The 17,047-nt window shown below is 58.3% G+C and carries 14 protein-coding genes and 1 pseudogene; 10 read left to right on the top strand and 5 right to left on the bottom strand.

Going from position 1 to position 17,047, the window contains the following annotated elements; genetic code table 11:
- Position 1 precedes the first annotated feature (1 nt).
- The 8 genes from nuoK to ICA15_RS09180 all read left to right on the top strand — a co-directional run bounded on the left by nuoK (position 2) and on the right by ICA15_RS09180 (position 8,942).
- A complete protein-coding gene (gene nuoK, locus ICA15_RS09150; protein WP_003223790.1) occupies positions 2–310 on the top strand; it encodes an NADH-quinone oxidoreductase subunit NuoK in 309 nt (102 codons plus the stop codon).
- Positions 307–2,160 carry an NADH-quinone oxidoreductase subunit L gene (nuoL, locus tag ICA15_RS09155; RefSeq protein ID WP_095189665.1) on the top strand — a complete coding sequence of 618 codons (1,854 nt, stop codon included), beginning with the start codon at positions 307–309 and terminating at the stop codon, positions 2,158–2,160. Before nuoK ends, nuoL begins: the two co-directional genes overlap by 4 nt.
- Positions 2,161–2,199: 39 nt before the next feature.
- Positions 2,200–3,732: an NADH-quinone oxidoreductase subunit M gene (gene nuoM / locus ICA15_RS09160; protein ID WP_150592314.1), complete on the top strand. Its 1,533-nt coding sequence runs from the start codon at positions 2,200–2,202 to the stop codon at positions 3,730–3,732.
- A 7-nt stretch (positions 3,733–3,739) separates the two neighbouring features.
- Positions 3,740–5,203 (top strand): NADH-quinone oxidoreductase subunit NuoN, encoded by a 1,464-nt coding sequence (gene nuoN / locus ICA15_RS09165; protein WP_150615224.1) that lies wholly within the window; start codon positions 3,740–3,742, stop codon positions 5,201–5,203.
- 477 nt (positions 5,204–5,680) lie between these two features.
- Positions 5,681–5,809 (top strand): hypothetical protein, encoded by a 129-nt coding sequence (locus ICA15_RS28505; protein ID WP_263480701.1) that lies wholly within the window; start codon positions 5,681–5,683, stop codon positions 5,807–5,809.
- Positions 5,810–5,857: 48 nt separating this feature from the next.
- The gene (locus ICA15_RS09170) at positions 5,858–7,090 is read left to right on the top strand and encodes a YcaO-like family protein (RefSeq protein WP_210553065.1); all 1,233 of its coding nucleotides are present in this window, start codon (positions 5,858–5,860) and stop codon (positions 7,088–7,090) included.
- Positions 7,087–8,049: a class I SAM-dependent methyltransferase gene (locus ICA15_RS09175; RefSeq protein WP_210553066.1), complete on the top strand. Its 963-nt coding sequence runs from the start codon at positions 7,087–7,089 to the stop codon at positions 8,047–8,049. Before ICA15_RS09170 ends, ICA15_RS09175 begins: the two co-directional genes overlap by 4 nt.
- Positions 8,046–8,942 carry an alpha/beta fold hydrolase gene (locus tag ICA15_RS09180; RefSeq protein WP_210553067.1) on the top strand — a complete coding sequence of 299 codons (897 nt, stop codon included), beginning with the start codon at positions 8,046–8,048 and terminating at the stop codon, positions 8,940–8,942. The genes ICA15_RS09175 and ICA15_RS09180 overlap by 4 nt, the downstream gene beginning before the upstream one ends.
- A 227-nt stretch (positions 8,943–9,169) precedes the next feature.
- Here ICA15_RS09180 and ICA15_RS09185 read toward each other — a convergent pair whose 3' ends face one another.
- On the bottom strand, positions 9,170–9,634 hold the full coding sequence (locus ICA15_RS09185; protein ID WP_210553068.1) for a GNAT family N-acetyltransferase: 465 nt from the start codon (positions 9,632–9,634) through the stop codon (positions 9,170–9,172).
- Between the two features lie 324 nt (positions 9,635–9,958).
- Between ICA15_RS09185 and ICA15_RS09190 the strand changes: the two are divergent.
- Both ICA15_RS09190 and ICA15_RS09195 read left to right on the top strand, forming a co-directional pair.
- Positions 9,959–10,063, top strand: a pseudogene (locus tag ICA15_RS09190) (transcriptional regulator); the annotation flags it as partial.
- A gap of 213 nt (positions 10,064–10,276) precedes the next feature.
- Positions 10,277–11,602 carry an OprD family porin gene (locus ICA15_RS09195; protein ID WP_210553069.1) on the top strand — a complete coding sequence of 442 codons (1,326 nt, stop codon included), beginning with the start codon at positions 10,277–10,279 and terminating at the stop codon, positions 11,600–11,602.
- A gap of 603 nt (positions 11,603–12,205) precedes the next feature.
- On the opposite strand, the gene ICA15_RS09200 is transcribed toward ICA15_RS09195, so the two are convergent.
- From ICA15_RS09200 to ICA15_RS09215, 4 genes are all read right to left on the bottom strand, one after another.
- Complete coding sequence (locus ICA15_RS09200; RefSeq protein WP_210553070.1) at positions 12,206–12,586, bottom strand: DUF6124 family protein; 381 nt, start codon at positions 12,584–12,586, stop codon at positions 12,206–12,208.
- Positions 12,587–13,061: 475 nt separating this feature from the next.
- On the bottom strand, positions 13,062–13,391 hold the full coding sequence (locus ICA15_RS09205; protein ID WP_210553071.1) for a DUF2790 domain-containing protein: 330 nt from the start codon (positions 13,389–13,391) through the stop codon (positions 13,062–13,064).
- A gap of 67 nt (positions 13,392–13,458) precedes the next feature.
- Complete coding sequence (locus ICA15_RS09210) at positions 13,459–13,662, bottom strand: co-regulatory protein PtrA N-terminal domain-containing protein (RefSeq protein ID WP_210553072.1); 204 nt, start codon at positions 13,660–13,662, stop codon at positions 13,459–13,461.
- Between the two features lie 236 nt (positions 13,663–13,898).
- On the bottom strand, positions 13,899–17,045 hold the full coding sequence (locus tag ICA15_RS09215; protein ID WP_210553073.1) for a CusA/CzcA family heavy metal efflux RND transporter: 3,147 nt from the start codon (positions 17,043–17,045) through the stop codon (positions 13,899–13,901).
- Between the last annotated feature and the right edge of the window lie 2 nt (positions 17,046–17,047).

Genomic DNA, 17,047 nt, shown 5'->3' on the forward strand with positions numbered 1-17,047 from the left:
TATGCCTGCTATCCCTCTTGAGCATGGTCTGGCGGTTGCCGGCATCCTGTTCTGCCTAGGCCTCGTCGGCCTGATGGTTCGTCGTAACATTTTGTTCGTGTTGATGAGTCTGGAAGTGATGATGAACGCCTCTGCACTGGCCTTCATCGTTGCAGGCGCCCGTTGGGGCCAGCCGGATGGACAGATCATGTTCATCCTGGTGATCAGCCTTGCAGCCGCCGAGGCCAGTATTGGTCTGGCGATCCTGCTGCAGCTGTATCGCCGCTTCCACACGCTCGATATCGACGCTGCCAGTGAGATGCGCGGATGAACCTAATCTTTCTGACTTTCGTATTCCCCCTGATCGGGTTCCTGCTGCTGTCGTTCTCTCGTGGACGCTGGTCGGAAAACCTCTCGGCGCTGATCGGCGTGGGTTCCATTGGCTTGTCGGCGATTGTCACCGCCTACGTCATCTGGCAATTCAACGTCGCACCTCCCGAAGGCGGTCACTACACCCTGGTGCTGTGGCAGTGGATGGCGGTGGAAGGCTTCAAGCCTGACTTCGCGCTCTACGTCGACGGCCTGTCGATCACCATGCTCGGCGTGGTGGTAGGCGTAGGTTTCCTGATCCACCTGTTCGCCTCCTGGTACATGCGCGGTGAAGCGGGTTACTCGCGCTTCTTCTCGTACACCAACCTGTTTATCGCCAGCATGTTGTTCCTGGTCCTGGGCGATAACCTGTTGTTCCTGTACTTCGGCTGGGAAGGCGTGGGCCTGTGCTCGTACCTGTTGATCGGTTTCTACTACAGCAACCGCAACAACGGTAACGCCGCACTCAAGGCCTTCATCGTGACCCGGATCGGCGACGTGTTCATGGCCATCGGCCTGTTCATCCTGTTCCAGCAAGTGGGCACGCTGAACATCCAGGAACTGCTGGTGCTGGCACCGCAGAAATTCCAGGTCGGCGACTTCTGGATCACCCTGGCGACTCTGATGCTGCTGGGCGGTGCGGTCGGTAAATCGGCGCAACTGCCGCTGCAAACCTGGCTCGCGGACGCGATGGCCGGTCCTACCCCGGTTTCGGCACTGATCCACGCCGCGACCATGGTGACCGCAGGTGTTTACCTGATCGCGCGTACCCACGGTCTGTTCACCCTGGCGCCGGACATCCTGCACCTGGTCGGCATCGTTGGTGGTGTGACGCTGGTACTCGCCGGTTTCGCCGCTCTGGTTCAAACCGACATCAAACGTATCCTCGCCTACTCGACCATGAGCCAGATCGGCTACATGTTCCTGGCGCTGGGCGTTGGCGCATGGGATGGCGCGATCTTCCACCTGATGACCCACGCCTTCTTCAAGGCGCTGCTGTTCCTTGCTTCCGGTGCGGTGATCGTTGCCTGCCACCACGAGCAGAACATCTTCAAGATGGGCGGTCTGTGGAAGAAACTGCCACTGGCCTACGCCAGCTTCATCGTCGGCGGCGCGGCACTGGCTGCTTTGCCACTGGTAACCGCAGGCTTCTACTCCAAGGACGAAATCCTCTGGGAAGCGTTCGCCAGCGGCAACCACGGTCTGCTCTACGCAGGTCTGGTCGGCGCGTTCATGACCTCGCTCTACACCTTCCGCCTGATCTTCATCACGTTCCACGGTGAAGCCAAGACTGAAGCGCACGCCGGTCACGGTATTGCTCACTGGTTGCCACTGTCGGTGCTGATCGTGCTGTCGACTTTCATCGGCGCCATGATCGTTCCACCGCTGCACGGCGTACTGCCAGAAAGCGTTGGCCATGCCGGTGGCGAAGCCAAGCACAGTCTGGAAATCGCTTCGGGCGCCATCGCTCTGGCCGGTATCCTGCTGGCGGCCCTGCTGTTCCTCGGCAAGCGTCGCTTCGTGACGGCGATTGCCAACAGCGGCGTCGGGCGTTTCCTGTCGGCCTGGTGGTTCGCTGCCTGGGGCTTCGACTGGATCTACGACAAACTGTTCGTCAAGCCGTACCTTGCGATCAGCCACATCCTGCGCAAAGACCCGCTCGACCAGACCATCGGTCTGATCCCGCGTATGGCCAAGGGTGGACACACTGCTCTGAGCCGCACCGAGACCGGTCAACTGCGTTGGTACGCTGCTTCGATGGCTGCTGGTGCCGTGCTGGTTATTGGCGCCATCGTGCTGGTAGCGGTCTGATATGAACCTTGCGAATTTGCGAAAGGAAACGAGCCCGTCATGATTCTGCCTTGGCTAATCCTGATCCCCTTCATCGGCGGCCTGCTGTGCTGGATGGGTGAGCGCTTCGGCGCTACCCTGCCCCGCTGGATTGCGCTGATCACCATGTCCCTGTTGCTCGCGATCGGCCTCTGGCTGTGGGCTACCGGCAACTATTCATTTGCCCCGGCGCCTGGCGCCGATCCGACCTGGGCGCTTGAGTTCAAGCATATCTGGATCGCGCGTTTCGGCATCAGCGTGCACCTGGCCCTCGACGGCCTGTCGCTGTTGATGATCCTGCTGACCGGTCTGCTGGGTATCCTCTCGGTACTCTGCTCGTGGAAAGAGATTCAACGTCACGTTGGCTTCTTCCACCTGAACCTGATGTGGATCCTGGGCGGTGTTGTCGGCGTGTTCCTCGCCCTCGACCTGTTCATGTTCTTCTTCTTCTGGGAAATGATGCTGGTGCCGATGTACTTCCTCATCGCGCTCTGGGGTCACAGTTCTTCGGACGGCAAGAAAACCCGGATCTACGCAGCAACCAAGTTCTTCATCTTCACTCAGGCTTCCGGCCTGATCATGCTGGTGGCGATCCTCGGTCTGGTACTGGTCAACTTCAACAACACTGGCGTGATTACCTTCAACTACGCCGACCTGTTGAAAACCAAGATGTCGATGACCACCGAGTACATCCTGATGCTCGGCTTCTTCATCGCCTTCGCGGTCAAGCTGCCAGTCGTACCGTTCCACTCCTGGTTGCCTGATGCTCACGCCCAGGCGCCGACCGCAGGTTCTGTCGACCTCGCCGGTATCTTGCTGAAAACCGCTGCTTACGGCCTGCTGCGTTTCGCCCTGCCGCTGTTCCCGAATGCCTCGGCCGAGTTCGCGCCGATCGCCATGACCCTCGGTCTGATCGGGATCTTCTACGGTGCGTTCCTGGCGTTCGCGCAAACTGACATCAAGCGTCTGATCGCCTTCTCTTCCGTTTCCCATATGGGCTTCGTGTTGATCGGCATCTACTCCGGCAGCCAACTGGCCCTGCAAGGTGCAGTGATCCAGATGCTGGCGCACGGTGTTTCGGCAGCCGCACTGTTTATCCTCAGCGGTCAGTTGTACGAGCGTCTGCATACTCGTGACATGCGTGAGATGGGCGGTCTGTGGTCGCGTATTGCTTACCTGCCGGCGATCAGCCTGTTCTTTGCAGCCGCGTCCTTGGGTCTGCCGGGTACCGGTAACTTTGTCGGTGAGTTCCTGATCCTGATCGGTTCTTTCGCGAGCTGGCCTTGGATCACTGCGATTGCCACCTCCGGTCTGGTGTTCGGTTCGGTCTACTCGCTGATCATGATCCACCGTGCGTACTTCGGTCCGTCGAAATCGGATTCGATTCTGCACGGTATGGACGCTCGCGAACTGATCATGGTGCTAGGCCTTGCGGTGCTGCTGATTTACCTCGGCGTCTACCCGCAACCGTTCCTCGACACTTCTGCCGCCACGATGCATGGCGTACAGCAGTGGCTCGGCACCGCCTTCACTCAACTCGCTTCGGCCCGGTAAGAGCGCTATGGAATTCACGATTCAACACTTTATTGCGCTTGCGCCACTGTTGATCACCAGCCTCACCATTATCGTGGTGATGCTGGCAATCGCCTGGCGCCGCAATCACTCGCAGACCTTCCTGATCTCGGTCGCCGGTCTGAACCTGGCCTTGCTGTCGATCCTGCCTGCCTTGAAAGTCGCGCCTCTGGCCGTGACCCCATTGCTGCAGATCGATGCGTTCGCCTGCCTGTACATGGCGCTGATCCTGGTCGCCACCCTCGCCTGCGTCACGCTCGCCCACGCCTATTTGGGCGACGGCGGTTCGGGTTACCCGGGCAACCGTGAAGAACTGTACCTGCTGATCCTGATGGCCGCCGCCGGTGGCCTGGTTCTGGTCAGCGCGCAGCACCTGGCCGGGTTGTTCATCGGTCTGGAACTGCTGTCGGTGCCGGTCTACGGTCTGGTGGCTTACGCCTTCTTCAACAAGCGTTCGCTGGAAGCCGGCATCAAGTACATGGTGCTGTCGGCCGCCGGTTCCGCGTTCCTGTTGTTCGGTATGGCACTGCTGTACGCAGACGCTGGTTCGCTGAGCTTCACCGGTATCGGTCAGGCACTGGCTGCCACTGGTCTGCCTAGCCCGCTGGCACAACTGGGCCTGGGCATGATGCTGATCGGTCTGGCGTTCAAGCTGTCGCTGGTACCGTTCCACCTGTGGACGCCGGACGTGTACGAAGGTGCTCCGGCACCGGTCGCCGCGTTTCTCGCGACCGCTTCCAAGGTTGCCGTGTTCGCGGTGATGGTGCGCCTGTTCCAGATCTCCCCTGCTGCAAGCAGTGGCGTACTGAGCGACGTGCTGAGCGTGATCGCCGTTGCCTCGATCCTGTTCGGTAACCTGCTGGCCCTGACCCAGAGCAACCTCAAGCGTCTGCTCGGTTACTCGTCCATCGCGCACTTCGGCTACCTGCTGATCGCACTGGTGGCGAGCAAGGGTCTGGCCGTGGAAGCCATCGGCGTGTATCTGGTTACTTATGTGATCACCAGCCTCGGCGCTTTCGGCGTGATCACCCTGATGTCTTCGCCGTACAAGGGCCGTGACGCAGACGCGCTGTACGAGTATCGCGGCCTGTTCTGGCGCCGTCCGTACCTGACCGCCGTACTGACCGTGATGATGCTGTCCCTGGCCGGTATCCCGCTGACCGCAGGCTTCATCGGCAAGTTCTACATCATCGCTACCGGTGTCGAGTCGCACCAATGGTGGCTGGTGGGTTCGCTGGTACTGGGCAGCGCCATCGGCGTCTTCTACTACCTGCGCGTGATGGTCACCCTGTACCTGATCGAGCCGAACCTGCGTCGCCACGATGCCGAGTTGCACTGGGAACAAAAGGCGGGCGGCGTAATGCTGCTGGCCATCGCCCTGGTTGCGTTCTTCCTCGGCGTTTACCCGCAGCCGTTGCTGACACTGGTTCAGCAGGCGGGTCTGGCGGGCTGATTGCTCTGCTGGATTTAGCTGCAAATGGAAACGGCACCTTCGGGTGCCGTTTTTGTTTTTGCGGATATATGTGCAGCGCCGGTCCCCTCTGCGCCTGATACCTACCCTTCTGTAGTTGTAGGAAAGCCTTCAATCAGCGCAAGGAAAACTCATTACCTGCGATGGAAAATTCCCGGGAGCTGATTGCCAGACCCTCTTTTCCCAAAAAACCCGCTGAAATATCCCACGCCCCCTCAGCAAGAAACCCTCTCAGGCACACCAAATCCCCCCGACAAATAACAACCGTGCCCCTCGGAAAAAGCCGCTGAATCCTGACTATCCCGCATTTCAATCACAAGATGATGTGTACGCATTTCACCCTCCCATCCATCCCGGAACTGAAACTTCCGGACATTTTTGACCCCTCACAGCCCGCCTTATAGATTCGGTCCGTGCAAGCAAATGCACTTTCATCCAAAAAGAAAAAGGAATTGACCTATGGGCTACATGGCCAGCTGGAACGCCAACAAAATCGTTGAACTGGACGAGGAGCAAGCTCGCGATCCGGAGCACATCGAAGCACTGCAACTGAGTGAGGAAGAACTGGCCGAACTCGACGCGCAGTGAGTCAACGAACGGGGGTGAAAGCCCCCGTTCTTTTTGAGGATGGATAGCATGGACAGCATCAGGATGATCGAGCGAGAACTGACAGCAGATCAGGCATACCAGCGCATTCAAACTGAATTGAGTCGACTGGGAATGACGCCCGCTATGCACACCTTGGGTCAGGACGTTGTTGCGGTACAGGCGACCTTTACTGACAGCAAAGGTCTGCCTGTCGCGCGCGGCGCCGGCAAAGGTTATGCAATTCAGGCAACCATCGGTGCGCTCTACGAAACGCTTGAACACTATTGGACAGACTCGCTCCCGGTTGAGAATGCCCACGCTATTCCCGTGGACTACTTCGCAGACAAGGCGATGTTCAACGAAGATCTGGTGCGACTCATTACCCGCCAGCAGCACCGCCAAATCGCCTGTCGACGCTACACCTGCCCTCAACGACACGACCCTTTTTTTTACCCGCTCGCGCTGACGTCACCCAACACGCAGCAGTTGTTTGATCAGCAGACCGCGGACTGCCGCGCCTTGCGCCGTTACTCGAGCAACAGCGGCACGGCCATCGGCGCCAGTTACAACGAAGCCCTGCTGCATGCCATCAATGAATGCATCGAACGGGACGCTGTTTCGTTGTTTTTGCTGGATCATTTTTATTATCAGAATCACCCGCCAGTGCGCCGGATCACCCGCCCCGACCATGGCGATGCCTTGGGCCAACTGTGGGCGGATGTCGAAAGGGAAATCGGCGCAGAGGTCGTGCTGGTGGATATCAGTACCGAATTCGTTGCGCGCACTTTCCTGGCGTTTTGCGCCGCACCCGGTGCCTGGATTCATGTATTCGGTTCAGGTTGCTCCCTGGATCCGCGCCATGCTGCCTGGCGGGCGCTGACGGAACTGGTGCAGTTGCATCACGCCGCGGCGGGGCCCGAATATACGCAGCATTTGCTCAACGCGAAGCGCCACTTAAGTCCCTTCCCCCGACTATTGCGCTGCCTGCTATTCAATCCTGAGGATCTGCTGCATCGCTGCGCTCACTCCACGGTCACCTTGCCCGAGGCCAGCCCGCAAAGACCATTGCCCCTGCAGATTGAACAGCTGACTACCGATCTTCAACAACACGGGCGCCACCTCGGCGTATCCACTGTGCATCAAACGAGCCTCGGCACCAGCCTGGTCAATGTGGTGATACCCGGTCTGGAACGGTTCTTCGTCGTGTCCAGCGGCAACGTGGTGATTCCCCACGCCCGAGGTCGAGGGTTGGACAAACAGCTTCACGGAGTGAGCTCATGAACAACCAAGCCATCGTCTGCTCAAAGGGGCATGAACTGGAACTGGCAAAAAACCTGTCCGACCACATCACAAGCGCCGGCCCGATCGGTTGTTTCGTCGAATCGACTCGCAACGGCCTGCATCAGGTATTTATTCTGCGGGTCCGCGACCGTGACTGGGTCGGCCGCAAAGTCTTGCAGCGAGACCCTTGCAATCGCTGGGGCCTGAGCAGCCTGTTGAACCCCACCATGTTGCTCGGCCCCCACAGGCAGTCGCAATGGGGCAACGACGGCGTGTCGATCTATTTTCAAACATCAACGTTGAAAGAAAGAATCGAAGCCTTCGAAGCCGCGCTGAACAGCCCGGACAGCGAGATACATTTCCCCTTTGCTGTCATCGATGATTGTGGTGACGAGGCCGTTTGCCCCGCCGATTACTGGCAGGGAAACGAATTGCTGGCTGCGCAACTGAACGCAGACGAGTGCCACTTTCGCGAACACTGCGTGAGCGTACTTCGTCCATTGCTCAAACCGGACGACCTGGTTTACGACCCGGCCTGCTCGACAGGTGACTTCATCGCCCATCTGGCTGTCGAACTCACTGACGGCCGCTACCTCGGCACAGACCGTTCGGCCTCGATGATTGAATATGCGCAACAGCGTCACGCAACATCGACTGCGCAGTTTCGCGTGATGGAGGCGACCGCCTGCATCGACGCTCATATTCGCTGCGACGTGCTGATCCTTCGTTTCCTCAACGCCGAAGTCATGACCCGCCGCGAAGCACACAGCGCGTTTGAAAGCCTGGTGCGTTGCGTAAAGCCCGGTGGCACGATCCTAGTGTTTGGTCATACGCCGGTGCTGCTTGCCATGCCCTGGCTGGCTCACACCTTTGGTCTGGTGATTATTTCCAGTGTGGCGGCGCGCAGCGGGCGGCAAGAGTTATTTCAGTTCTACCGCCTGACGCTTCCCGCCGCATGACCCGCCTCAACGGATACCTTCTCACCGCTGACGGCCATCAACTGTACTGGGAGCGCCACGGAACACGCGGTGGTGAGCCCGTGTTCTTCTTGCACGGAGGGCCCGGTGGGCGCTGCAGCCGTCATCATCTGGAGTTCTTCGACCTGCGTTGCTTCGACGTGATTTTGATTGATCAGCGCGGATGTGGCCGATCACGCCCGTACGGGCAGACGCGAGACAACAACACGGCCCTGAACGTCGAAGACATCAACGCCTTGCGCCTGCACCTGGGCTTGCAGCGCATCAGTTTGCTGGGTGTCTCCTGGGGCACCTGGCTGGCCATTCAATACCAGCAGCGATACCCCGCCACTTTGCTGAAAACCACATTGGTGTCTGTTTTCGTTCCGTTTGCAGCGAACACTTACGCCTATGAAGAAGCAATAAACGCAGCCTTGCGCCATACCGGTGGCGGTACCGCGCGCGACATCCAGCAAATATTGAATGATGGCTGTCGTGACCAACAGCAACAAGCCGCCATCCACTGGTTGCAAGCGTCGTTACGACTCAACGGGCAGACGATGCCAATGGATGCTCTCGGTAGGTTTGCCGATGAAGAAGCCATTCTCGCCATCCGTCTGGAATTGCATTACCACGTCAATCGCTACTTCTTCAGTGCGGACAGCGAAAACGTTTCGCTCAATTCCGACACCCTGATAATTCAGGGCATCAAAGACCCCTTCGGCATGTCCAGCCTGCGTTGGTTACGGCAGCGCCAGCCCGTGCGCAGCCGTCTACTGCGCGCCGGGCACAACGCTTTCGAATGGCCGATATTGAAAACCGTACGCGAGTCGTTGAAACGTGAATGCGCGTCAGACGCTTTTCCACAAACCGTCGCCCCCCCATTGCAGCCTTGAAGCGAACCGATCTGGCAAAGCCTTCCACATGACGAAATTGTAATCCCCCAATCACCCTCGCGTTATCCGCCGCTTGCAACGATGTCACCCGGCGACCATGCCGGCGGGCGGAAAGAGGTGAATCTTTTGGCGTCCTTCGGGGCGCCTTTTTTAGGTCGCCGCTTCCACCTCCATTCTTGAAAGCATTGCTAAGCCCAGCGGGAGCAAGCTCCCTCGCTACAATGGCATCACAGTTTCTTCACCATTGGCACGCACGCCAGTTGCAGACCCGAAGGCGATTGGTAAATCGCACTCCCCTCCCCGATGTAACCGCAGCGCCGGTAAAAATCGGCAGCGTTCAACGTTGCGTCCAGGCAGACCTCTGCCAGCCCCAGCTCCCTTGCCAGATCTTCGAGAAAGCGCAAAACGTGTTTGCCCAGTCCACGCTGCATGAAATCCGGATGAATGAAGATTGCACCGATTTCACGGTGCTCCAGATCAAGCATTCCGGTTGCCACGGGCTCGCCCTCAACGAAGCCCAGATAGAAATGCTTTTCCATGAACGTGTCGTAACCGTCCTCAGCCGAACCCTTGGTCCAGTCGTGCATTTGCTGCTCGGTGTAGGCACCGATGCATTGATGCCTGATCGCCATGCGTCGTATGTCGAATGCGGTTTGGGCGTCATTCGCGGTGGCTCTTCTGATGTCGAACATTTCTCTCTCCATGAGCCATGTGCGGACGGGAACGAAAAAGCCCCGTCCATTTCTGGCGGGGCTTCGGGTACACGTCAAATGACAAACACGTATGACCTTATGGCCCGCCGGAAGCGGTCATTGAGGCGCACATCATGTTCATTCGGTGGTGGGCAGTCATGATCGGATAGTGCTGTGGATTGTTCCGACACGTCAATTGCGAAGTCTCTTTGTTGCTCTACCGAAAGCTCTTGCAAGAAGGTCAGGTTCGTCCTACAGCCAGAATTGAGGCACTTCTCTATCCTCAGTAATTGCTGAAAAGATCAATCGAGGCACGGAGGAACAATGAAACGAGACATTTTTTCCGAACTACTGGACGGCTTGAAATCCTTGGCAGATGAGCGCGAAGGCAAAGTCAAACTACGGACCACCAAGCTTCATCTGGTAAAGGATTCCGATAAAAGCGAGGAAACAAACAATCCCATACACCGATTGAGTTCAAACCAAACGCACATGACGAAATTGTAATTCCCTCATCACCTTGGCGTTATCCGCAGCTTGCAACGATGTTACCCGGCGACCATGCCGGCGGGCGCTTGCCCGTCGAACAATAAAATCCACGCCGAAGCACGTTCCCGTTCTGCCGAACCCAAGGAGTGTTTGATGGTTAACAATACAAAAATGTCGATGGCCGCTTTAGCGGTGGTGGTTGGCTCCGGGCCGTCCATGGTGTTTGCAGAAGAAAAAGCCGAAGGCTTTATCGAAGGCAGCAGCCTGACGGTGCTTAACCGCAACTTCTACTTCAATCGTGACGACCGCAACAGCCAGTCCAGTCCTACCGGCAATGGCTACTCAGAAGCTTGGGCGCATGCGGTGATCAGCAAGTTCGAGTCCGGTTTCACTCAAGGCACCGTCGGGGTCGGAGTCGATGCGTTTGCCATGATCGGCTTGAAGCTCGACACCGGTGACGGCCGCAACGGTGGCCGCAGTTCGTTCGATGTGCTGCCGGTCAACAGTGACGGCGAGGCGCGGGACGAATACACCAAGGTCGGGGGTGCCGCGAAAGTGCGGGCGTTCGATACGGTGGTCAAGGTGGGTGATGTGTTCCCCGCCAACCCGGTCGTCGCAGCAGGTGATTCACGATTACTGCCAGAGAGTTTTCGTGGTGTGACGGCGACCAACACCAGTATTGAAGGTCTATCGGTTCAGGGTGGTCGACTGCACGCGATGAGCCAACCGGTGTCGAGCGACATGCGGGAGAACTTCGCGACCTTCTATGCAGGCCCGGTCAATTCGCCGTGGATCGCGTATGGCGGCGGTGACTATGTGCTGAATAAGAACCTCAGCGTCAGTCTCTATTCCAGTCGTCTCAAAGATGCCTGGAACCAGTATTACGTCGGCACCGCGTGGACATATCCGCTGGCGGATGACCTGTCGCTGTTCGGTGGTTTGAATTACTACAAGGCCGTCGACGAAGGCAAACAACTGCTCGGCGAGTTCGACAACAACATCTGGAGTGGCCGGGTTGGCGTGAAGTTCGGTGCGCATTCCGTGGCCCTGTCGCACCAGCGCAACAACGGCAACGACGATTTCGATTACCTGCGCCAGTCCGACTCGATCTTCCTCGACAACTCCATCCAGTACAGCGATTTCAACTCGCCAAAAGAACGTTCGTGGATGGTGCGCTACGACCTCGACATGACCACCCATGGCGTGCCCGGTTTGTCGTTCATGACTCGCTACGGCCGCGGCACCGACGCCGATTATTCCAACGCCAACACCGTGTACATGCGCCGCGATGGCGACGGCAATCCGCTGACGGATCAGAAGCGTTGGGAGCGGGATATCGAAGTCAAATACGTGGTGCAGAGTGGTTCGTTGAAGGACATCTCACTGCGTTTGCGCCAGGCCACCACCCGCGCCACGGCGTTCGAGTCGGACCTGGAGGAAGTGCGGGTGATTGTCGAGTATCCGTTGGCGATTCTCTGAGTTCACGAGCAATGTACATTCACCTTTAGAAGCTCCTTGCTCCTTTGGAAAGAGGTGAATTTTTTGGCGTCCTTTGGGGCGCCTTTTTTATGCGTTAGCTTTGGCACGGTTTTCCAGGGCAGGAAAGCAGCCCTCACGGTAAAGACCGGGTACATCCTTTAAGTTTGAGACCAGGACATGGTTTACAGGTATCAATGGCATGACGACTTGCACGATCTCCAGGCGTCATGTGATCCCTGCTGTCCGGCAGCACACCGAGCTACGTTTACTTTCAGCTCCACCGTTTTCGACGAATTTTCAGTTGGCATAAGCACACGTTGTTTCGGGCCGGGTTGGCTTCAATAGCCTGTTCGAATGCGCTAAATGCAACGTCATCGAGAAGATATAGCTGTGCTACCGGATTCGTCTGTTGACACGTGAAGGCTGCGAGATCAATCACATGCCGTTTCTTTTGATCCGTACTTCGATAGCTTGAAAAGGGATTGGTAATCACATCGAGTTCAGTTGGACTGGGCATTGACCTGCCTCCGTTGTATTCGAACATTGACCTGCGTGCGCCACGATGTGGCGAGAGATAACCAATCTCGCCACGTGGCTCAGTGCCTACACCGCAGGCTCGACGTTATCCAGCGCTCTGTTCACCGCCAGTTCACCAAGCATCACAACTTGGGCGATCCCCAGCAGTGTCTTGCGATGCGTGCCTTCCAGCAGCGCGGCGAAGTCACCGAGCATGACGCTGGCCGAGCCTAGGGATTCGCTGGCGTTGGCCAGCAGGGATTCGGTGTCGGCGGTGGGATTGACCTGGAACATCTGGTTCTGGACGTAGGGCGTGGCCATGATGGCGGCGGTGGGCTTGAGGTAGAAGTCGAGGGCGCGGTCGGCGGCTTCGTGGAGTTTGCGGGTGTCTTCGCAAGCGTAGGGGGACGTTGTATTGGCGTCCGCAGGGACGGTTGTTTCGGGCGGATTGGGTGTTGGCTTTTTCATGATGAAACTCCGGTGTGGCAATGGAGCTGGCCCATTCGGTTCCAATCGAAGGGTGGCAGCTGTACGCAGGTTGGAACCCGGGCCACCAGACAAAACCCGACAGACTCGAAGTCTCCCGCGCACAGCCGCCATAACGGAGTGCACACCATCAAGGTGCGCAAGCATACGTCATGAAAGCCAGTTTTGCGCTTTCGGGTGGTCCGGGGTTCCAATCCCGATCGCTGATTTGGCAGCGACCCACACAGGCTAGAGAGCCGACGTCCGACGGACAACCTGAAAACATTGTGGGAAGGTTCTGTATTTCCCACACAACCTTTAAACATCCCGAATCGAAATACACATCGTCATTTCGAAATCCTCCCCTGTAGGAGCTGCCGAAGGCTGCGATCTTTTGATCTTGTTTTCAAGGATCAAGGTCAAAAGATCGCAGCCTTCGGCAGCTCCTACACGGGACCGTGTTCTGATCGTTGGCGGATCAGCCGCGCTGGCGGCATTCGCCGGCCACGGTGTATCTGAGGGTGTTGAGCTGTCCCTTCGAATCTTCGTAGGTCATGACGGTGGGGACCACGGCGCAAGTAGCCGGCGGCTTCACGACGCTGACGATTTTCACCACATCCAGCTTCATGCCGTATGCGTATTCCTTCACCACTGGCGGCGCTTTGCCCTGGTTGGCGGCGTATTGCTCCATGGCTTTGGAGTTGGCGCTGAGTGCGCGTTCAAACGCGCGGTCACCACCACCTTCGGCCAACACATTCAGCGACATTGCCAGCACCCCGGCGAACACCATCCACTTGATCAACTTCATGTTTATAACCTCCATAAAAAAGCCCGGCATCGATGCGCGATGTCGGGCTTGCTCAGTTGCGACACGCTTACAGGTCTTGGGTCTTGTCGTCTTTCTTTTCATTGACCACGACCGGATTACCAGCGGCCTGTTCCCGGGTAACGAACAGCTCCACGGAGCGGTCATTGGCGGTCATCATTTTTTCGAAGGTGCGGTCGCCGCCACCTTCGGCCATGGCCAGGGAAGACATCACCAGAGCGGCTGCAAAGGCACTGATTTTTACCAACTTCATATTTGATTCCTCGTTTAAGTAGCTGACGGGATCAAGGTAACAATCCGAACCTATCGGGACGGTGGCGGGGAAATTACATATCCGTTATCTGGCCTTACCCCGCCACTGAGCAGCCTGCTGCAATACCTGTGGCGAGGGGATTTATCCCCGATGGACTGCGCAGCAGGCCTGCTTTTTTGGGGCCGCTGCGCGACCCAACGGGGATAAATCCCCTCGCCACAGGGTTGTGTTCACAATCAGGTAGGAATGGCGTCCTCATCCCGGCGATGGGCGAGTTGGTACAGCGCCGGCAAGATCAGCAGCGTGAGAATGGTCGAGGACAGAATCCCGCCAATCACCACCGTCGCCAATGGCCGCTGCACTTCCGCGCCCGTGCCGGTCGCCAGCGCCATCGGAATGAACCCCAGAGAAGCCACCAGCGCCGTCATCAACACCGGCCGCAATCGCGTCAGTGCTCCGACGTTGATCGCATCCGTTAGAGAGCGCCCCTCCTCCCGCAGATTGCGGATAAACGCGATCATCACCAAGCCGTTGAGCACCGCCACACCCGACAGCGCGATGAATCCGACTCCGGCAGAGATCGACAGCGGAATATCCCGCAACCACAGCGCCATCACCCCGCCGGTCAACGCAAACGGAATCCCGGTAAACACCAGCAAGCCATCCTTCAGGTTGTTGAACATCATGAACAACAATCCAAACACCAACAGCAATGCCACCGGCACCACGATCTGCAAGCGCTTGGCCGCCGATTGCAGTTGCTCGAACTGTCCGCCCCAACTGGTCCAGTAACCGGCCGGCACCTGCACATCACGTTCGATCACTTCGCCCGCCTCGGCAACGAACGAACCGATATCGCGCCCGCGCACGTTGGCGCTGACGATCACCAGGCGCTTGCCGTTTTCGCGGCTGACCTGATTCGGCCCCAGCACCAAGTCGAGGCTGGCGACTTCTTGCAACGCGATGAAGCCGATCTGATCCGCCGCGCCATTCACCGCCGGCACCGGAATCAGCAGCGACGACAAGCCTTCGATGTCTTTGCGCATGGCATCGGACAAACGCACGACCATGTCAAAACGCCGATCCCCCTCATACAACGTCCCGGCCTGACGCCCACCCACGGCCACGGCAATGGTGTCCTGCACATCGCCGACGTTGAGCCCGTAACGCGCCGCTTTGTCGCGATCGATGTTGATGGTCAGCACCGGCAACCCGGTGGTTTGCTCGACTTTGACTTCGGATGCGCCATTGACCTTCTGCATCGCCGCCGCAATCTTCGCTGCCGTGGCGTTGAGCACGTCCATGTCATCGCCAAACACCTTCACCGCTACGTCACTGCGCACGCCGGAGATCAGCTCGTTGAAGCGCAACTGAATCGGCTGCGACAGCTCGTAGTTGCTGCCCGGCAATGTGGCGGCGGCGCCTTGCAGTTCGGCCATCAGTGTTTCGCGGGACTTGTCCGGGTCCGGCCATTGCTCTTTCGGCTTGAGCATCACGTAGCTGTCGGAGATGTTCGGCGGCATCGGGTCGGAGGCAATTTCGGCGGTGCCGGTGCGGGCGAACACGCGCTCGACTTCCGGCACTTTCGCCAGAATCAGCGTTTCCAGACGCTGCTGCATATCGACCGATTGCGTCAGGCTGGTGCCCGGTACACGCAAGGCCTGCAGGGCAAAATCCCCCTCACTGAGACTCGGCACAAACTCACTGCCCATACGACTGGTCAGCACACCACTGAGCACAATCACGCCCACCGCCGCACCGATTGCCACGGTGCGATGAGACATGACCCACGCAAGAGCTGGTGCGTAAACGCGACGTGCACCGCGCATCACCATGCCCTCTTCTTCCTTGACCTTGCCGGTGACAAACAGCGCAATCGCCGCAGGAACAAAGGTCACCGAAAGCAGCATGGCACCGAGCAACGCGATGACCACGGTGAACGCCATCGGATGGAACATTTTCCCTTCGACGCCGCTCAGGGCGAAGATCGGCAGGTACACGACCATGATGATCAACTGGCCGAAAATCAGTGGGCGCCGCGCTTCTTTCGCCGCCGCAAACACTTCATGGAAACGCTCGGATCGCGTCAGCAATCGCCCGTGACGCTGCTGCGCGTGAGCCAAGCGGCGCAGGGTGTTTTCGACGATCACCACCGCGCCGTCGACGATAATGCCGAAGTCCAGCGCCCCCAGACTCATCAGGTTAGCGCTGACCTTGTTGCTGAACATGCCGGTGAAGGTGAACAGCATCGACAGCGGAATCACCATCGCGGTAATCAGCGCCGCACGGATGTTGCCGAGGAACAGGAACAGAATCGCGATCACCAGAATCGCGCCTTCGATGAGGTTTTTCTTCACCGTGGCAATGGCTTTGTCGACCAGGTGCGTGCGGTCATAAACCGTCACCGCGATCACGCCTTTGGGCAGGGATTTGTTGATCTGTTCGAGCTTGTCGGCAACCGCTTGCGACACGGTACGGCTGTTCTCGCCGATCAGCATGAACACCGTGCCGAGCACCACTTCACGGCCATTTTCCGTGGCTGCGCCGCTGCGCAATTCGCGACCGATTTCCACGGTGGCAACGTTCTTGATGCGGATCGGCGTGCCGTCGACATTGGCCATGACGATGTTGGCAATATCCTCGGTGCTCGCCACTTGCCCCGGCGCGCGAATCAGCAATTGCTCGCCGCTGCGCTCGATGTAGCCAGCGCCGACGTTGGTGTTGTTGCGCTCAAGCGCGGTGACCAGATCGGTGAGGGTCAGTTTGTACGCGGCCAGGCGTTTCGGGTCCGGCGCAATCTGATATTCCTTGGCGAAACCGCCGATGGTATTGATCTCGGCCACACCCGGCACGTTGCGCAATTGCGGTTTGATGATCCAGTCCTGTATTACCCGCAGATCGGTCGGCGTGTAGGGCGTGCCGTCGTCCTTTAACGCCCCTTCCTGCGCCTCGACCGTCCACAGGAAAATCTCCCCAAGGCCGGTGGAAATCGGCCCCATCACGGCTTCCGCGCCTTCGGGCAATTGCTCCTTGGCGATCTGCAAACGCTCGTTGACCAGTTGGCGGGCGAAGAACAGGTCGGTGCCGTCCTTGAAGATCACCGTGACTTGCGACAGCCCCGAACGCGAGAGCGAACGGGTCTGCTCCAGCGCTGGCAAACCGGCCATGGCGGTTTCAATCGGGAAGGTGATGCGCTGCTCGGTTTCCAGCGGTGAGAACCCGGCGGCGCCGGTGTTGATTTGCACCTGGACGTTGGTGATGTCGGGCACGGCGTCGATCGGCAGTTTTTGATAACTGGCGATGCCGAGCCCGGCCATAAGCAGAACGGCGAGCAGCACGATGATGCGCTGCTCGATGGCAAACTGGATCAGGCGTTCGAACATGG

Origin of the sequence: Pseudomonas sp. P116, from assembly GCF_020149425.1 — a bacterium.
GTDB lineage: Bacteria > Pseudomonadota > Gammaproteobacteria > Pseudomonadales > Pseudomonadaceae > Aquipseudomonas > Aquipseudomonas anatoliensis.

Bases quoted from the DNA above. Each gene is read 5' to 3' on its own strand.
- ICA15_RS09205 (WP_210553071.1), bottom strand. From the start codon at position 13,391: ATGAAGTTGATCAAGTGGATGGTGTTCGCCGGGGTGCTGGCAATGTCG.
- ICA15_RS09200 (WP_210553070.1), bottom strand. From the start codon at position 12,586: ATGAAAAAGCCAACACCCAATCCGCCCGAAACAACCGTCCCTGCGGAC.
- nuoL (WP_095189665.1), top strand. From the start codon at position 307: ATGAACCTAATCTTTCTGACTTTCGTATTCCCCCTGATCGGGTTCCTG.
- nuoN (WP_150615224.1), top strand. From the start codon at position 3,740: ATGGAATTCACGATTCAACACTTTATTGCGCTTGCGCCACTGTTGATC.
- nuoK (WP_003223790.1), top strand. From the start codon at position 2: ATGCCTGCTATCCCTCTTGAGCATGGTCTGGCGGTTGCCGGCATCCTG.
- ICA15_RS09185 (WP_210553068.1), bottom strand. From the start codon at position 9,634: ATGTTCGACATCAGAAGAGCCACCGCGAATGACGCCCAAACCGCATTC.
- ICA15_RS09215 (WP_210553073.1), bottom strand. From the start codon at position 17,045: ATGTTCGAACGCCTGATCCAGTTTGCCATCGAGCAGCGCATCATCGTG.
- ICA15_RS09170 (WP_210553065.1), top strand. From the start codon at position 5,858: ATGGACAGCATCAGGATGATCGAGCGAGAACTGACAGCAGATCAGGCA.
- ICA15_RS09180 (WP_210553067.1), top strand. From the start codon at position 8,046: ATGACCCGCCTCAACGGATACCTTCTCACCGCTGACGGCCATCAACTG.
- ICA15_RS09175 (WP_210553066.1), top strand. From the start codon at position 7,087: ATGAACAACCAAGCCATCGTCTGCTCAAAGGGGCATGAACTGGAACTG.
- nuoM (WP_150592314.1), top strand. From the start codon at position 2,200: ATGATTCTGCCTTGGCTAATCCTGATCCCCTTCATCGGCGGCCTGCTG.
- ICA15_RS09195 (WP_210553069.1), top strand. From the start codon at position 10,277: ATGGTTAACAATACAAAAATGTCGATGGCCGCTTTAGCGGTGGTGGTT.
- ICA15_RS28505 (WP_263480701.1), top strand. From the start codon at position 5,681: ATGGGCTACATGGCCAGCTGGAACGCCAACAAAATCGTTGAACTGGAC.
- ICA15_RS09210 (WP_210553072.1), bottom strand. From the start codon at position 13,662: ATGAAGTTGGTAAAAATCAGTGCCTTTGCAGCCGCTCTGGTGATGTCT.